Here is a 17015-nt window from a genome sequence, read left to right on the forward strand (position 1 = left end):
CACCATCGCGCGACCACCTGGCGCATGCAATCAGCCGGCTCTTGCCACGCGGGCTCGACCCGCGTTCACGCGCCGCGCTCCCTGCCGCGCTCGCTGGTTCGTGCGGGCTGTAACACTTTCGTCAATCTAGGCATGCAAATTCAGGCAGAATCGATGTGCGCTGCCGGCCAGGGACGTGGCCGGACCAGGGGAGCGCTTCACGTCTCAAGGATCAGGGGACCGCTCTCATGCATGTGTTGCCGTGTCGTGCAGCTCTCATCGTCTGTGCGCTGGCGTTTGCCGGCCACGCCAGCGCCCAGGTCGTCATCAGCCAGGTCTATGGCGGTGGCGGCAACAGCGGCGCCACCTATCGCAGCGACTTCATCGAGTTGCACAACGTCGGCAGTACGGCGGTCAGCCTGGACGGCTGGTCGGTGCAGTATGCCTCGGCCGCCGGCAGCAGTTGGCAGGCCACGCCGCTCGCAGGGGCACTGCCGGCCGGCGCGTATTACCTGATCAAGCAAGCCGACGGCAGCGGCGGCAGCGTCGCCCTGCCCACCCCCGATGCCACCGGCACGATTGCCATGGGCGGCAGTGCCGGCAAGGTGGCGTTGAGCCGCAGCAGTGCCGCCTTGAGCGGCAGCTGCCCCAGCGGCAGCGTCGATCTGGTTGGCTACGGCAGCAGCGCCAGCTGCGCCGAAGGCAATGCACCCACGTCGGCGCCGAGCAACACCCTGGCGGTGCTGCGCGCCGGCGATGGCTGCACGGACACCGACAACAATGCAGCCGATTTCGCCACCGGCGCGCCTAGCCCACGCAATACCGCCAGCCCGTTGCGGCTATGCGACGGCGGTGGGCAGCCGATCGCCAGCCTGGCCGACATCCGCCAGGCCGAAGGCGATAGCGGGCGCCGCAGCTGGCTGTTCACGCTCGCCCTGAGCCAACCGGCCGGCGCCGCCGGCGTCAGCTTCACTGCCGCCACCGTCGACGGCAGCGCCACCGCCGGCAGCGACTACATCGCCCTGCCGCCGACACAACTGCGCATCGCCCCCGGCGAGCGCAGCGCCACCATCGCGGTGGAGGTGCTGGGCGACACCACGCCCGAGCCCGACGAGACGTTCACGTTGCAGATCAGCGGTCTGACCGGCGCGCTGCCGGCCGCGCTGAGCGCCACCGGCACGATCCTCAACGACGATTTCCAGTTGCTGCCGATCCATGCCATCCAGGGCAAGAGCGCGCGCTCGCCGCTGGAAGGTCAGGTGGTCGCCACCTCCGGCATCGTCACCGCGCGCCGCAGCGCCGGATTCTTCCTGCAGGCATCCGATGCCGAAGCCGACGGCGATCCCCGCACTTCCGAAGGCATCTACGTCTACACCGGCAGCGCTCCGCCGGAAACCGCCGCAGTGGGCAACCGCGTGCGCGTGCAGGGCACGGTGATCGAATACGTGCCCACTGCCGACCCGAACCAGCCGCCGTTGACCGAAATCGGCGGCAACCCCAGCGTGTTGCTGGACTCCACCGGTCATCCGTTGCCGTTGCCGGTGGCGCTGAGCAGCAACTTTCCCGATCCGAACGGCGCCTACGATCAGCTCGAAGCACTGGAGGGCATGCGCGTCACCGCCGCCAGCCTCACCGTTAACGCTCCCACCGGCGGCAGCGTCAACGAGGCCGACGCCAGCGCCAGCAGCAATGGCGTCTTCCATGCGGTGGTCACCGGTCTACCGCGGGCCTGGCGCAAGCCGGGCGTGCAGCAGCCCGATCCGCTGCCGGCCGGCGCGCCCGCCGGCGTGCCGCGCTGGAATACCAACCCGGAAGTGATCGCAGTCGGCAGCGCCGGCGTTGGCGGCGAGCGGTTGGACCTGGCCGCCGGCTGCCGCGTGCTGGACGTCACCGGCCCGCTGGACTACAGCTTCCGCCGCTACACGCTGTACCCGGAAACCACCCCACAGGTGCGCTGCGACGGCGCCGACCAGCCGCGCCCGGCGCCGGTGCCGCAGGCCGACGACGTGGCGGTGGCGACCTACAACATGGAGCGCTTCTTCGACGACCAGAACGACCCGGCGATCGGCGAACCGGTGTTGACGCCGGCCGCCTACCAGGCGCGCCTCAACAAGGCCTCGCTGGCCATCCGCAACTTCCTGCACCTGCCCGACATCCTGGGTACGGTGGAGGTGGAGAACCTGAGCGTGCTGCAGACCCTGGCCGCACGCATCAATGCCGATGCGGTCGCCGCCGACCAGCCGGATCCGCAGTACGTGGCCTATCTGCAGGACGGCAACGACGTCGGCGGCATCGATGTCGGCTTCCTGGTCAAGACCGCGCCGGTCGCCGCCAACGTCCCGCGGGTGGAAGTGCTGGCCGTCGCCCAGCACGGCAAGACCACCACCTGGACCGAGCCCGGCGGTGCGGTGAGCCTGCTCAACGACCGCCCACCGCTGCTGCTCACCACCCGGGTGCACCTGGCCGACGGTCGCGTGCTGCCGCTGACCGCGATTGTGGTGCACCAGCGCTCGCTCAACGGTGCCGAGACCGATGACGCCTCCGGCGCCCGCATCCGCGCAAAGCGCCAGGCCCAGGCCGAAGACCTGGCGCGCCTGCTGCAGACCCGCCAGCAACTGGACCCGGCCGAACGCGTGCTGGTGATGGGCGACTTCAACGCCTTCGAGTTCAACGACGGCTACGTGGACGCGATGGGCACGGTCACCGGCAAACCGTCGGCCGATGCGCAGACCGTGGTCCCCGGCGACGGCGCCGACCTGGTGACGCCGGACTACACCGACCTGACCTGGTTCAACACGCCCGACCAGAGCTATTCCTACGTCTTCGACGGCAATGTGCAGTCGCTGGACCACATCCTGGCCAACGATGCGCTGATGCGCGCGCCTGAAGTCGCTTCGCTGCTGGTCGGCCATGCCCGCATCAATGCCGACTTCCCCGCTACCGCGCGCAACGACGCCAACACGCCGACCCGCCTGTCCGACCATGACCCGACCATGGTGCTGCTGCGGATGAGCAAACTGCTGCGCGCCGATCTGGGGGTGGTGGTCAGCGCGGCGCGCAATCCGGTCACCGAGGGCGGGCGCATCGACTACACGGTGGACGTGGAAAACCGCGGGCCGGATGCAGCCGCTTTTGCGGCGGTCGCGTTGGCGTTCGATGCCGCCGTCAGCCCACGCATCACCACAGCTCCCGGCTGGACCTGCGCGCCGCCGCAGACCGCTGCGCAAACCGTGGTGACCTGCACCATCGCCTCGCTGGCCGCCGGCAATGCCCAGAGCTTCGCCGCGCAGGTCGACGCCGACACCGCACTGGCAGGCCGCGCACTGACCCTGGCCGCCTCGGTGGCGGCGCAGACCCCGGATCCGCAATCGGGCAACAACACCGACGCGCTCGCGGTCAGCGTGCAGCCACTGCCGCGCAGCGATCTGGCGGTCCGGATCGATGGCCCGGCCAGCCTGCCGAGCAGTGCCTTCAACGCCAGCTACCGCGTGTTGCTGAACAACCTCGGCAGCGCGCCGGCACAGCGGCCCAGTGTCACCATCGAGGGCAATACGCTGACGGCGCTGTCGCAGGTGTTGCCGCCACCCGGCTGGCGCTGCGACAAGCAGCTGCAATCGCTGCGCAGCGCGCGCCTGGTGTGCAGCGCCGGCGCGGCGATGATGCCGGGCGCGCAGGTGGTCTTCGCGCTGACGGTGGCCACCCGGCCCGTTCCGGCCGAGCGCGCAGTGCGGGTGCAGGCCAATGCCAATTCAGCATCGCCCGATGCGAACCCGGGCAACGATTCGGCGCTGATGGTCACGCCGATCGACGCCAGCGCCAACCGCCACTGATCGCACTGCAACACGTCGCAGCGCCTAGCTGCGACAACGGGGCGCGGCCTGGGCCGCGCCTTTTTTTGTGCACGCCAGCATGCAATCTGCTGCGCTGCACGACGGCTTTTCGCTTGGCGGTCCTTAACATCCAAACTCATATCATTTGAAACTTCTTCGCCAAGGTGTCGCGTCATGAGCGTAGCCGCGCAGTTCGAGATCGAGTTCCTGCAGTACCTGGACGCCGACGGCCGCTTGGTCCGCGACGACCTGCCGGCGGACGCCGCCAACCCGCAGCAGTTGCTGGCGCTGTTCAAGCGCATGCTGCTGGTGCGCACCTTCGACAGCAAGGCGGTGGCGCTGCAGCGCACCGGCAAGCTGGGCACCTACGCCTCCTGCCTGGGCCATGAAGCCACCCACGTCGGCATTGGCGCCTCGATGCGCAACGGCGACGTGTTCGCCCCCAGCTATCGCGAATACGGCACCATGTTCGAGCGCGGCGTGCGTCCGCGCGACGTGCTGCTGTACTGGGGTGGCGACGAGCGTGGCAGCGACTATCCGCGCGACAGTGCCGCCGCCATCGACTTCCCGATCTGCGTGCCGATCTCCACCCAGTGCCTGCACGCGGCCGGGGCGGCGCTGGCGTTCAAGCTGCAGGGCAAGCCGCAGATCGCGGTCGCTTCCTGCGGCGACGGTGGCAGCTCCAAGACCGACTTCTACGCGGCGCTCAACTCGGCCGGCGCCTACCAGCTGCCGCTGATCCTGTGCGTGATCAACAACGGCTGGGCGATCTCGGTGCCGCGTGCGGCACAGACCGGCGCCCAGACCCTGGCGCAAAAGGGCCTGGCGGGCGGCCTGCACTGCGTGCAGGTGGACGGCAACGATCTGATCGCCGTGCTCGAAGCGATGCGTCAGGCCCGCAGCCGGGCGCTCGCTGGCGACGGCGGCACCGTGATCGAGTTCCTGACCTACCGTCTGTCCGACCACACCACCGCCGACGATGCGCGCCGCTACCGCGGCGAGGACGAGGTCAAGCAGGCCTGGGCGCGCGAGCCGCTGCTGCGGCTGCGCCAGTACCTGACCGCGCAAGGTCTGTGGGATGCCGACCAGGAAGAGGCCTGGAAGACCGAGTGCGCCGCGCGCGTGGACGAGGAAGTCAACGCCTACCTCAACACGCCGGTGCAACCGGTCGAGGCCATGTTCGACCACCTCTACGCCGACCCGCCGGCCGAACTGCTCGCCCAGCGCGCCGATGCCATTGCCCTGGAGGCCCGCCATGGATGAGCTCAACCACGCCCACGTCGCTGTCTCGCAGCAGGCCAGTGCTCCCTACAACGCTGCAGCCACGCGCGGAGACACGCCGATGAGTGCACCCATTACCTTGATCGAAGCGATCACCCAGGCGCTGGCCTGGGAACTGGAGCATGACCCGTCGGTGCTGGTGCTGGGCGAGGACGTCGGCGTCAACGGCGGCGTGTTCCGCGCCACCGCCGGCTTGCAGCAACGCTTCGGCAGCGAGCGAGTGCTCGACACCCCGTTGGACGAGACCACCATCGCCGGGCTCAGCGTGGGCCTGGCCGCGCAAGGCATGAAGCCGGTGGCCGAGGCGCAGTTCGACGGCTTCGTCTATCCGATGGTCGATCACCTGATCTGCCATGCCGCACGCCTGCGCAATCGCACCCGCAGTCGCCTGCACTGCCCGCTGGTGCTGCGCGTGCCGTGGGGCGGCGGCATCCGCGCACCGGAACATCACAGCGAAGCCAACGAGGCCATCTTCACCAACGTGCCCGGCCTGCGCGTGGTGCTGCCGTCGTCGCCGCAGCGCGCCTACGGCCTGCTGCTGGCCGCCATCCGCGACCCGGATCCGGTGATCTACATGGAGCCCAAGCGCATCTATCGCCAGTACAAGGAAGTCGTCGCCAACGATGGCGAAGCGCTGCCGCTGGATGTCTGCTTCGTGCTGCGCGACGGCACCGACGTCTCCCTGGTGGCCTGGGGGGCGCAGGTCAAGGAAGCGCTGGAAGCGGCCGACAAACTGGCCGGCGAAGGCATCAGCGCCGAAGTGATCGACGTCGCCACGCTGCGTCCGCTGGATTTCGACACCATTGCCGAATCGGTGGCCAAGACCGGCCGCTGCGTGATCGTGCAGGAAGCCCCGCGTACCGCTGGATTCGGCGCGGAAATCGCCGCGCGTCTGGCCGAGCAGTCGATGTACGACCTGCTGGCACCAGTCGAACGCGTCACCGGCTATGACACCCATATCCCGCTGTTCCGGCTGGAAATGAAGTACCTGCCGAGCGTGGAGCGCATCGTCACCGCCGCCCGGCGCGCCGTGGCTGCCGGCTGACATGCGCGCCCGTTTGCTCTGCGAGCATCGCGCCGCCTACGCCAACCCGGTGCGCTTTCGCGCCGGGCAACACGTCAGCGTCGGCGTGCGCGATGAGGAATGGCCAGCATTTGCCTGGGTCACTACCGACGATGGCCGTGCCGGCTGGGCACCGCTGGCCTGGCTACGTCCGCTGGGCGATGGTGTAGCCGAAGCGCTGCACGATTACGACGCACGCGAACTCGATGCCGAGATGGGCGAGAGCGTGCTGCTGCATCACGAACATGGTGGCTGGTGGTGGTCCGAACGCGCCGATGGCGCGCAGGGCTGGCTACCGGCGGCCGATCTGGAACTCCTCGAAGACACCACACCGCCGTTGTCGGCGGCGTAAGAGAATCTGCCATGAGCGAAAGCAAGACGTTTCATCTGCCCGACCTGGGCGAAGGCCTGCCGGATGCCACCATCGTCGAGTGGTTCGTCAAGGAAGGCGACAACGTGCGCCTGGACGAGCCGCTGGTCTCGATGGAGACGGCCAAGGCCGTGGTCGACGTGCCCTCGCCGTTCTCCGGCACCGTGGTCAAGCTGGCTGGCGCGGCCGGCGATGTGATCGTGACCGGCGCCATGCTGGCGCAGTTCGCGCTGGATGCCTCGCAGCCGCAGCGCGCCGACGGCCAGGACACGGGGCACGGTCATGGCCATGCCGCCGCGCAGGCGTCTACGCCGAGCACCGGCCAGAGCGCGGCCGGCCCCACCGCACGCGTGGTCGCTTCCGATAATGGTGGCGAAATCGCCGATGCGCACGCCGGCGCCGATGCAGCGGGCGAACGCGACGACGCCGGTACCGTGGTCGGGGCCATGCAGACCTCCAACACCGTGCAGAGCGAGCAAGCCATTGCCGTCGGCGGCGTGCGCGCCATGCCGGTCGTGCGCGCGCTGGCGCGCAAGCTGCACGTGGACCTGGCACAGGTGCGCGCCACCGGCCCAGACGGCACGGTCACGCTGGCCGATGTGAAGCAGGCCGCCGCCGCGGGCACCGCGCGGCCCTCACCCGGCGCGCAGGGCGCGCCGATCTCTCCCGCAGCCGGGAGAGGTGGTCCGATTCCTGCACGCGAGCGGGGTCCGATCAGTGAAGGCGGGGGAGCCAATGGGCTCGCTGCCGACGGCAGCGATCGGCCGGCAACGGCGACCCTTCTGTCGCCTGCGGGAGAAGCTGCCCGCAGGGCGGATGAGGGCAACACCGCCCGCTCCACGCTCTCTGCCAGCGGCAGGCCAGTGCGCACCCAGCCGCCGGGCGTCGCGGTCAAGGGCCAGCCCGAGCAGCTCAAGGGCGTGCGCCGCAACATGGCGCGGGTGATGGCCGACGCCCATCGCAAGGTGGTGCCCACCACCCTCAACGACGATGCCGACATCCACGCCTGGCAACCGGGCAACGACGTCACCGTGCGGCTGGTGCGCGCGATCGTGCGGGCCTGCCAGGCGGTACCGGCGCTCAATGCCTGGTTCGATGGCGATGCGCTCAGCCGTACCCTGCATTCGCAGGTCGATGTCGGTATTGCGGTGGACACCGACGAGGGACTGTTCGTGCCGGCCTTGCGCAACGCCGACATGCTCGATGCGCATGGCATCCGCGAGAGCGTCAATCGTCTGCGCCAGCAGGTGGAACAACGCAGCATCGCGCCCTCCGAACTCAGCGGCTACACCATCTCGCTGTCGAACTTCGGCATGTTCGCCGGGCGCTATGCCACGCCGGTGGTGGTGCCGCCGTGCGTGGCGATCGTCGCCGCCGGCCGTGCGCGCTACCAGCTCACCCCGGTGATGGGCGGCGTGGAAACCCACAAGGTGATCCCGTTGTCACTAACCTTCGACCACCGCGCCGCCACCGGCGGTGAAGCGGCGCGCTTCCTGCGCGCGTTGATCGACGATCTGGCGCTGGCCCACTGAGCGTCTGCGCGGTGGGCCTTGTCGGCTCGCCGCGCTGCCGCAGGGCCTGACGGCGACCAGCGAACAGGCATCGGCACGAACGCCGCCGCAGGCAGCGCCGCCGCGCAAAGACGCGGATAATCCCCGCATGTCTTTCGCCTCCCTCTCGCTGTCGCCGCAACTACAGCCCTCGTTCGAGACCGCGCTCGCCCGCGCCGGTGTGCACGCGCCTACCGCCATCCAGGTCGCGATGATTCCGCCGATGCTGGCCGGCCGCGACCTGATCGCCACCGCACAGACCGGTTCGGGCAAGACCCTGGCGTACGCCTTGCCACTGCTGCAGCAGCGTGTCCAGGCGCCGGAACAGGCGCCACGCGTGCTGGGCGGACTGATTCTGGTGCCGACGCGCGAGTTGGTCGCACAGGTCGCGCAGACCTTGCTGCCGTTGGCCGCCGCATTGCCGCGCCGGCTGAAGATCGTCGCCGCTACCGGCGGTGAGGCGATCAATCCGCAACTGATGGCCTTGCGCGGTGGCGCGGACATCGTCATCGCCACCCCGGGGCGGTTGCTGGACCTGGTGGCGCACAATGCGTTGCGCCTGTCGCAGGTCAGCACACTGATCTTGGACGAGGCCGATCGTCTGCTAGACCTGGGCTTTGGCGCCGAGCTCGATCGCATCTTCGGCCTGCTGCCGGCGCAGCGGCAAAGCGTGCTGGTCTCGGCCACCTTCCCACCCGCCATCGCGATGCTGGCCAAGCGCCGTCTGCGCGACCCGCTGCGTCTCACCATCGAGGCCGCACCGGCGCAGGCGCCGGCGATCGCCCAACGCGCCATTGCCGTGGATGCCGGCCGCCGCACGCAATTGCTGCGGCAGCTCCTGCAAAGCGAGCAATGGCCGCAGGTGTTGGTCTTCGTCGCCAGTCGCCATAGCGCCGAGACCGTGGCCGACAAACTCGCCAAGGCCGGCGTTGCCGCCCTGCCGCTGCACGGCGAGTTGAGCCAGGGCCGTCGCACGCGCACGCTGCAAGCCTTCAAACACGCCGAAGCGCGGGTACTGGTGGCCACCGACCTGGCCGCACGCGGGATCGACATCGTGGCGCTGCCGGCCATCGTCAATTACGACCTGCCGCGCTCCACGGTCGACTACACCCATCGCATCGGCCGCACCGCGCGCGCCGGCGCCACTGGCGTGGCCATCAGTTTCGTCACCGCAGAAGGCCAGCCGCAGTGGCGGCTGATCGAAAAGCGTCAGGGCCGACGTGTTCCCAGCGAGGTGCTGACCGGGTTCGAGCCGACGCCGCTGCCGGCCTCGGCGACCGGCACGGCGGGACCATCAGACGGCAACGGCGGCATCAAGGGCAAGCGCCCCAACAAGAAGGACAAGCTGCGCGCCGCCGCGCAGGCGGCAAGCAAGACCGAGTGACCCAGGCGCCGCGGCCCGACGCCAACGGGCTGCAGCCGATGACGGCTCCACGCCCTGCGCGCATGCCGCACACCGATGATCGCGGCATCGGTGTCGCGGTGCGGCGGTATGCCGCAGCCAAGCCTGCACAAGGACGGTCCAATTCCTGGCGCAATCCCTGCAAAGGGCATCAATAGCGGTCGCATCACCGGGCTGTGCAGCGAAGACAGCGCAGGGCCGGCGCGCGGCGCGGACGCGCCTGCGATCGCAGCTCACCTGCGCTAGAGCGTGTGATGCACGTTGAGATGAGATGCGTTGGCCGTCAGCGGTGCGGAGCGGGTGCTGGGTGGCGCCGGCTTGGCTGGCCGCCGAGGCACGCCGCGCGGCGCACGCTCCGTGCCGCTGACGGCCAACCCTCCGGGAAGCGCCCTGTTGCGCGCCGAGACCGCGTTGCGCGCCTTGCCCAGGCGGCCACAGCCTGGGCTGCAACGCACGCCTTGTCTCGACGCGCCGCACGACGCGTCGCACTCACCTCAACGTGCATCACACGCTCTGAGGAACTCAGTCCTGGTCGAAGTCCAGTGCGTCGTGACCGGCGCCGCCGCCACGCGGACCGCGCGTGCCCGGCTTGCGCAGGATTTCCACGAAAAACTGGCTGCCGCCCTCGGCGGCCAGCGCGGTGACCGCGCGGATCAATTCGGCCGGCGGCAAGGGCGCAGCGCTGGCTTCGTCCACGCCAAAGCGCACGTCGAAGTCCCAGTAATCGGCATCGGCAGGCAATTCCTTGCGTCGCTCGCGGCGGATGTATTTACGGATATCGTGCTTGCTGGCTTCCAGCACGCGATCGCGGTTCTTGCCTTCGGGGTTCAGCTGGTAGGTCTTGCGCATGGCGACATCATTGGGAACTGGCCTCCCATTGTGAGGCCAGCCGGTCGCCAGCGACAGTCGGCAGCGCCCTGACCGAGAGCAGCGTGGCTGCTCGGGCCTGCGCGCTCAGGCCTGCTGTTCACCTCGGCCTCCAGGACGGTACGGAGCCGCACGTCGGCGCAGGCACGCCGCGGAACAGCATCGGCTCACAGCGCACCCCGGGCTCCCGCTCGCGCCAGCGTTCGCGCGAACAGGGCTGCACGCCCATCGATGACGGAACGCGCCCTGGTGGCAATGCCGAAGCAAGGCGCGCTGACGGCCTCGCTGCGGCATTGCCTGACAGGCGTCAATCGGCGTGGAAACGGATGCCCTGGTTGATCGCGCACTGGTAAGCCAGCACCGGGCCACGCGGCTGCAGCGCCGGCAGGTCGTACATGTAGGTGGTGAAGCGCACGCTGCCATCGGGGCGCAGCTGATAGCGCATGAACTGCTGGATCGGCTTGCCATCATTGGCGACAGTGAAGTGCGAATCGGAGAACGCCAACGTGCCGTCTTCGGTGAGACGGTAGGCGTCGATACGCAGGCCGCCACGGGTCTGGGTGGCCGGCGTACCGGTTTCCGGGGTGCAGCGGCCAAGCTCGATGCTCACGCTGACGCCGTAGCCGGAGTCCAGCGCAGAAAGGACCTCGGCGCGGGTGTTGAGGGTTTCGCTGGCCCAGGCGGGCAGTGCGCATGCGCACAGCGCGCCGATCAAGCTGAGGGATGCAGAACGGAACATGCGGGGCTCCAATGCGGACAGGGGAATGAAGCGGCCTGGACTCTAGAGGATCCAGGCGGCACAACATGACTTATTCCTGTCCGTCGCTTCGAGCTGCGCTACGCATCACGCTGCATCGTTGCGCCCGGTGGCAGCGCGCGATCCGCGACGGCCCGCACTTGCTATACCCCTGCGCTCAGACATTGCGCGACCACGCACACGCGTCATGCCAGCGACTCGCGCGGCGGCACGGCGGCGGACGACTGCAGCGCGGGCGCGGCGCCCAGTAACAGCTGCTCGGCCAAGGCACGTGCGGCGACCCGCAGCTCCGGCACCGCCGTCATTTCCCAATAGCGCCCGCGCAGCAGCGGCCCCACGCAGTACAGCCCCGGCACGACCTGGCCACTGCCGTCGCGCACCCGCATCTGCGCATCGGTATCCAGCCCCAGGCCGAGCGGATCGGCGCGCAGCAATCCGGCTTCGCGCATGCCGGCGATCAAGGCATCGCTGGTGCGATCGACATCCGTATCCAGGCCGGTGGCGCGGATCACCGCCTGGTAGCGATGGGTCTGCGCGTCGGCCGCGCCACGCGCTCGAATCACCGCTTCCACGCCATCGGGCACCCAGCGCGCGCGCAACAGCCGCGCCGCCACCACCTTGAGCTGCCCGGACGCTTGCAGCTGCTGCAGCTGCTCTGCTGCCCCCGGCGCCACGCGATGACGCGCCACTTCCCAGTACGGCCGCAGATGCCGCAGAAAACGCCCACGCTGTGCCAGCGTCAGGCGCTGCCACAGTGGCTGCAGATGCGGACGCAGCGCGTCCACCACGCGCCGCCAGTCATCCACTACCGCACTGAGTTGCCGCACCCCGCGCAGCAAGCCACGCAGGTCGGCATCCTTGAGCGCGCGCTGCAGATGCGGCGGCAGCTCCAGCGCTGCGCCTGGCTGGCGCAGATGCGCCTGCGGTGCGAGGCCGCGACGCGAAATCGCCAACAGGCGTCCGCGATGTCCGCGCGCCCGCAGGCTCAGCGCCACGTCGACCATGGTCAGACCGGTGCCGACAATCAACACATCGTCATCGGGCGACAGACGTGCCAGCGCATCGCCTTGCCAGGGCCAGCCGATGTAACGCGGATGCACGCTCAGGCGCGGCCCGATCCCTGCCAGCGCCTGCGGTTGCAAGGCGCCCACCGCCAGCACCACGCGGTCGCTATGGAAGGCATCACCATTGGCCAGAAACACCCGCAAGCCGTTGCGCACCCGCTCCACCGCCACCGCCTCCTGCGACAAGCGGACGATCGAGGCGCGGGACGCACTGATGGCCGCATCCAGTTCGCTGCGCAGGTAGTCGCCGTAAGCCAGTCGCGGCAGGAACTCCAGGCGGCCGCTATCGCCCAGGTGCAGGCTGTCGGCGAACGCGGTCGGCGCCTGCGCGTCGATCCCCAGGTCCTTGGCGCGCACGTTGAGCAGGTGTTCGGGCCGCGCCGCCCCGTAGGCCACGCCGCTGCCGAAGGTGTCGGCGACACCGACCAGGGTAATGCGGACGTCTGCCTCGGCCGTCTGCGCCAGCGCACGCACCAGCGCGGTGCCACAAAAGCCGGCACCGATGACGGTGATATGGGTTTCCATCGGCAACTCCCACGGGATGACTCGCATGTTGTGCCCTTGCATCGGCGCGGGTGTGTAAACAAACGGTTAGCGCCGCGCTTCCACGTTGGCATGAGGTGATGACCGCCGGTGATGAGGCCTGCCGGGCGTGGCCCACGCGCCGTCGATTGCAGGCAGATGACAGCCTGCGGCTGCGGCAATGCACGTCGTTACCGCCGCTGTGACAGCGGCAGACGGCAGCCACGCGCAAACCAGTTGCGCGGACCATGGGTTCTACGGATGGGTGCAGCGTCCACTGCGTGCAAGCACGCAAAGCGGACGGTGGTGTGTCAACACATCACGCGTGGCCCGCTCGCAGTCCAGCCGAACGGGTCTGGCCACTGACGACGGTCTCTGCTCGTCTGTGCTTTCATCCTGCTGTCCCCAATCGCCGCTCTGCGAGTCACCGCCATGTCCGCTCTCCGTTCCGCACCACAACGTGTCCTCATTGCCGGCGGCAGTCGCGGCATTGGCTTGGCCATCGCCGAGGCCTTCGTCCGCGATGGCGCCCACGTCTCGCTGTGCGCACGCGATCCGCAGCGGTTGGCGCAGGTGGCCGCCACGCTCGCTGCCCATGGCGCACCGGTGCATACCGCCAGCTGCGACCTGGCCGACGCGGCGCAACTCCAGCACTACGTCGCCACGGCCGCCGCCGCGCTCGGCGGGTTGGACGTGGTGGTCAACAACGCCTCCGGCTTCGGCCATGGCAACGACGACGCCAGCTGGCAGGCCGGCCTGGACATCGACCTGATGGCCGCCGTGCGCTGCAACCGCGCGGCGCTGCCCTATCTACGCGACAGCGCGGCCGCGGTGATCCTCAACATCAGTTCCATCAACGCCCAGCGCCCGACCCCGCGTGCGATCGCTTATTCCACTGCCAAGGCGGCGCTGAACTACTACACCACCACGTTGGCGGCGGAACTGGCGCGCAGCCGTATCCGGGTCAATGCGATCGCCCCTGGCTCGATCGCATTTCCCGACGGCGTGTGGGACAAGCGCAGCCGCGAAGATCCCGAACTGTATGCACGCATCCGCGACAGCATTCCGTTCGGCGGCTTCGGCGATCCACAGGACGTTGCCGACGCGGCACTATTCCTCGCCTCACCGCGCGCACGCTGGATCACCGGCCAGGTGCTGGCAGTGGATGGTGGGCAGTCGTTGGGCGTATGACTGCTGGCGCGGGGAACGCGTAGACGATCCCGGCGAGGGTCGCTGGGCTGCGCGACAATCCCTGCGCCAGCGTGTTGGCGCGAGGCTAGTTCGCCAATGCCGCAGCCTCGACCTGGTGTTCGCCACGCGCCGGCGCCAGCGCTGCCTGCACCAATGCTGCAGCGACACGCTCGGCCGGGTTGACGCGCAGTTTGCGCGGCAACAACGGACCCAGCGCCGTGAGAACCCGAGCTGCGAGGTGTTCGCCGGTACGGCGCTCGGCCCGCTCGCCGCCGATCAGGCCGGGACGCACGAAGGTCAAGGAGGGAAAGCCGACCGCACGCAGATCGCGTTCGAGTTCGCCCTTGACGCGGTTGTAGAAGATGCGCGACTGCGCATCGGCGCCTGCCGCGGAATTGAGCACGAACACCGAGGTACCCTGCGCGCACAGCGCACGCGCCAACGCCAGCGGGTAGTCGTGGTCGACGCGGTAGAACGCCTCGCGCGAGCCGGCCTGCTTCATGGTGCTCCCTAGCGCGCAGATCGCCGCCTCCATGCGTGGCGCGGTCCAGTTGTCCAGCCGCTCGAAATCGATGACGTGATTGCGCAACTTGGCATGCGTCTGCGCCAGCGGACGCCGCGTCACCGCCACCACGCCGGTGCAACGCGCATCGGCCAGCAGTTGCTGCAGGGCATGCTTGCCCACCAAACCGGTGGCACCGGCCAACAACACGTCCATCAGCGCGCTCCTTCGGACACGATGCGCGCACTGCTGGCGATGCGATCGCGTTCGACCGCCAGCAGGGTCAGCGAGCGCGGCGGCGCCTTCCATTCGCTGCCGCCGGCCACCACGCGCCCGCCGTGCCGCGCGGTGTCCACCAGCACGCGCCAATGCTCGTCGTGCATTGCCGGCAGGGTGAACAAGGTCGTTTCCGGGGCGGCGTTGATCAGCATCAAGAGCGTCACATTGGCGGCGATCTCGCGCAGGCCCGTGGTAGGCGAGCGACCGTCCAGGCGCAGCATCAAGGCACGCGCTTCCGGGTCGTGCCAGGCTGCCTCGTCCATCTCCTTGCCGCTGGGAACCAACCAGGTCACGTCCTTCAACCCCAGCGCTTCGTCGAACTTGCCATCGAAGAAACGTGCACGATGCAGCAGCGGATAGCGCTGGCGAATGCGGATCAAGCGGCGCACGAAGGCGGCCTGGTCGGCGGCCGCGGCCTTGGTGGCGGCGGTCCAATCGATCCAGGTCAGTTCGTTGTCCTGGCAATAGGCGTTGTTGTTGCCGTTCTGGCTATGGCCGAACTCATCGCCGGCCAGCAGCATTGGCGTGCCTTGCGACAACAGCAAGGTGGCCAGCAGATTGCGCATCTGCTGGCGACGCAGCTGCTTGAGCGCAGCATCGTTGGTTTCGCCTTCCACGCCGTAATTGCAGGAGATGTTGTGGTCGCTGCCGTCGCGCCCGTCCTCGCCGTTGGCGAGGTTGTGCTTGCCGTTGTAGCTGACCAGGTCGCGCAGGGTGAAACCGTCGTGCGCGGTGACGAAGTTGACCGAGGCGGTGGGGCGACGACCGCTGCGATTGAACAGGTCGGCCGAGCCGGTCAAGCGGGTAGCCAGTTCGGCCAGCTGGCCGCCGTCGCCGCGCCAGAAGGCACGCACGTTGTCGCGAAACTTGTCGTTCCATTCCACCCAACCCGGCGGGAAATTGCCGACCTGGTAGCCGCCTGGGCCAATATCCCAGGGCTCGGCGATCAACTTGACCTGGCTGAGCACCGGATCCTGGCGTACCGCATCCAGGAAGCTGCCGGACGGATCGAAGCCATACCGCTCGCGCCCGAGGATGCTGGCCAGATCGAAACGGAAGCCGTCCACGTGCATTTCCTGCACCCAGTAGCGCAGCGAATCCATCACCATGCGCAGCGCGCCGACATTGGTCAGGTCGAAGGTGTTCCCGGTACCGGTGTCGTTGATGTAGAAGCGGCGATCGTCCGCCAGGCGATAGTAGCTGGCGTTATCGATGCCTTTGAACGACAGCGTGGGGCCGAGCTCGTTGCCTTCGGCGGTGTGGTTGTAGACCACATCCAGGATGACCTCCAACCCGGCATGGTGCAGACGCGCCACCATCTGTTTGAACTCGGCCACCGAGCGCGTGGCCAGGTAGCGTCCCTGCGGAGCGAAGAAGCCGATGGTGTTGTAGCCCCAGTAGTTGCGCAGCCCCTTTTCCAGCAGATATTGGTCGTCGACGAAGGCATGCACCGGCAGCAGTTCCACTGCGGTAACGCCGAGCGAGCTGATGTGGTCGATCAGCGCGTCGGTGCGCAGCGCCGAAAACGTGCCGCGGCTTTCCGGCGGCACGCCTGGATGCAGCATGCTCAAGCCGCGCACGTGCGCTTCGTAGATCACCGTGCGGTTCCACGGGGTTTGCGGCGGCCGGTCCTGGCCCCAGGTAAAGGCAGGATCGATCACCGCCGACTTGGGCACGAAGGCCGCGCTGTCGCGGCGGTCGAAGCTCAGGTCCTTGTCGCGGTGGCCGATGGTGTAGCCGAACAGGTGCGGTGCCCATTTGAGCTCGCCGACGATCTGCTTGGCATACGGATCCAGCAACAGCTTGTTGTGGTTGAAGCGGTGGCCGGCATCGGGGGCGTACGGCCCATGCACGCGGTAACCGTACAACTGACCGGGCCGTGCATCGGGCAGATAGCCATGCCAGACCTCGTCGGTGTACTCCGGCAACGCGAGCCGCTCCTGCTCGCGGCCGCGCTCGTCGAACAGACACAACTCCACCTTGGTGGCGTTGCGCGAATACAAGGCGAAGTTGACCCCCAAGCCATCCCAGGTGGCACCGAGCGGATTGGGGCGACCTTCGCGGATGCGCGAGCGCTGGGTGAACTTGCGGGTGGCCATCGGCGACTCCTTCGACGTAGTGAGCGAGACGGCGGTACTGCCGGTCATCGGCAGCACGGCGCGACAACGGCGCGGCTAGCGCGCGGCAGCGCGCGGCGCGTTGGCAGCTTGTTCGGCGGCGCGTTCTTCGGCCTCCAACAGCCGTTCGGCCATCGCCCAGTGACGATCGGCATGGCCGTCGGGGCGGCCTTCGGCCTCCCAAATCTGCTGTGCCAACTGGACAAGCCGGGCCTGCCGTTCCGTGTCGTTCATTGCCATC

13 protein-coding genes are annotated in these 17015 nt (G+C 68.7%); 7 read left to right on the plus strand and 6 right to left on the minus strand.

Features of this window, described 5'->3' with window-relative positions; genetic code table 11:
• The first annotated feature begins 227 nt into the window (after positions 1–227).
• The 6 genes from CKY51_RS09130 to CKY51_RS09155 all read left to right on the plus strand — a co-directional run bounded on the left by CKY51_RS09130 (position 228) and on the right by CKY51_RS09155 (position 9457).
• Positions 228–3809 carry a lamin tail domain-containing protein gene (locus tag CKY51_RS09130; RefSeq protein WP_022973592.1) on the plus strand — a complete coding sequence of 1194 codons (3582 nt, stop codon included), beginning with the start codon at positions 228–230 and terminating at the stop codon, positions 3807–3809.
• 174 nt (positions 3810–3983) lie between these two features.
• Entirely contained in the window at positions 3984–5072 is a 1089-nt protein-coding gene (pdhA, locus tag CKY51_RS09135; RefSeq protein WP_022973591.1) for a pyruvate dehydrogenase (acetyl-transferring) E1 component subunit alpha, read from the plus strand.
• Complete coding sequence (locus CKY51_RS09140; RefSeq protein ID WP_022973590.1) at positions 5065–6135, plus strand: alpha-ketoacid dehydrogenase subunit beta; 1071 nt, start codon at positions 5065–5067, stop codon at positions 6133–6135. Before pdhA ends, CKY51_RS09140 begins: the two co-directional genes overlap by 8 nt.
• 1 nt (position 6136) lies before the next feature.
• Positions 6137–6505, plus strand: a complete 369-nt coding sequence (locus tag CKY51_RS09145) for an SH3 domain-containing protein (protein WP_022973589.1) — start codon at positions 6137–6139, stop codon at positions 6503–6505.
• A gap of 11 nt (positions 6506–6516) precedes the next feature.
• On the plus strand, positions 6517–8055 hold the full coding sequence (locus tag CKY51_RS09150) for a dihydrolipoamide acetyltransferase family protein (protein ID WP_022973588.1): 1539 nt from the start codon (positions 6517–6519) through the stop codon (positions 8053–8055).
• Positions 8056–8182: 127 nt separating this feature from the next.
• On the plus strand, positions 8183–9457 hold the full coding sequence (locus tag CKY51_RS09155) for a DEAD/DEAH box helicase (RefSeq protein WP_022973587.1): 1275 nt from the start codon (positions 8183–8185) through the stop codon (positions 9455–9457).
• A 540-nt stretch (positions 9458–9997) separates the two neighbouring features.
• Here the strand turns inward: CKY51_RS09155 and CKY51_RS09165 are convergent.
• From CKY51_RS09165 to CKY51_RS09175, 3 genes are all read right to left on the minus strand, one after another.
• Entirely contained in the window at positions 9998–10324 is a 327-nt protein-coding gene (locus tag CKY51_RS09165; RefSeq protein WP_022970773.1) for a DUF6172 family protein, read from the minus strand.
• A 325-nt stretch (positions 10325–10649) separates the two neighbouring features.
• Positions 10650–11081: a VirK family protein gene (locus CKY51_RS09170; protein WP_022970772.1), complete on the minus strand. Its 432-nt coding sequence runs from the start codon at positions 11079–11081 to the stop codon at positions 10650–10652.
• A gap of 203 nt (positions 11082–11284) precedes the next feature.
• A complete protein-coding gene (locus CKY51_RS09175) occupies positions 11285–12688 on the minus strand; it encodes an FAD/NAD(P)-binding protein (protein WP_022970771.1) in 1404 nt (467 codons plus the stop codon).
• A 429-nt stretch (positions 12689–13117) separates the two neighbouring features.
• Here CKY51_RS09175 and CKY51_RS09180 point away from each other — a divergent pair, with 429 nt between their 5' ends.
• Positions 13118–13876, plus strand: coding sequence for an SDR family NAD(P)-dependent oxidoreductase (locus tag CKY51_RS09180; RefSeq protein ID WP_022970770.1), 759 nt, complete (start codon positions 13118–13120; stop codon positions 13874–13876).
• Positions 13877–13961: 85 nt separating this feature from the next.
• Here CKY51_RS09180 and CKY51_RS09185 read toward each other — a convergent pair whose 3' ends face one another.
• The 3 genes from CKY51_RS09185 to CKY51_RS09195 all read right to left on the minus strand — a co-directional run bounded on the left by CKY51_RS09185 (position 13962) and on the right by CKY51_RS09195 (position 17008).
• A complete protein-coding gene (locus CKY51_RS09185) occupies positions 13962–14594 on the minus strand; it encodes an NAD(P)H-binding protein (protein WP_022970769.1) in 633 nt (210 codons plus the stop codon).
• Entirely contained in the window at positions 14594–16756 is a 2163-nt protein-coding gene (gene glgX / locus CKY51_RS09190; protein WP_022970768.1) for a glycogen debranching protein GlgX, read from the minus strand. Before glgX ends, CKY51_RS09185 begins: the two co-directional genes overlap by 1 nt.
• A 75-nt stretch (positions 16757–16831) precedes the next feature.
• Complete coding sequence (locus CKY51_RS09195) at positions 16832–17008, minus strand: DUF2934 domain-containing protein (RefSeq protein ID WP_022970767.1); 177 nt, start codon at positions 17006–17008, stop codon at positions 16832–16834.
• Positions 17009–17015 lie beyond the last annotated feature (7 nt).

The organism is Xanthomonas maliensis (assembly GCF_009192945.1).
In the GTDB taxonomy this organism is placed as follows: domain Bacteria; phylum Pseudomonadota; class Gammaproteobacteria; order Xanthomonadales; family Xanthomonadaceae; genus Xanthomonas; species Xanthomonas maliensis.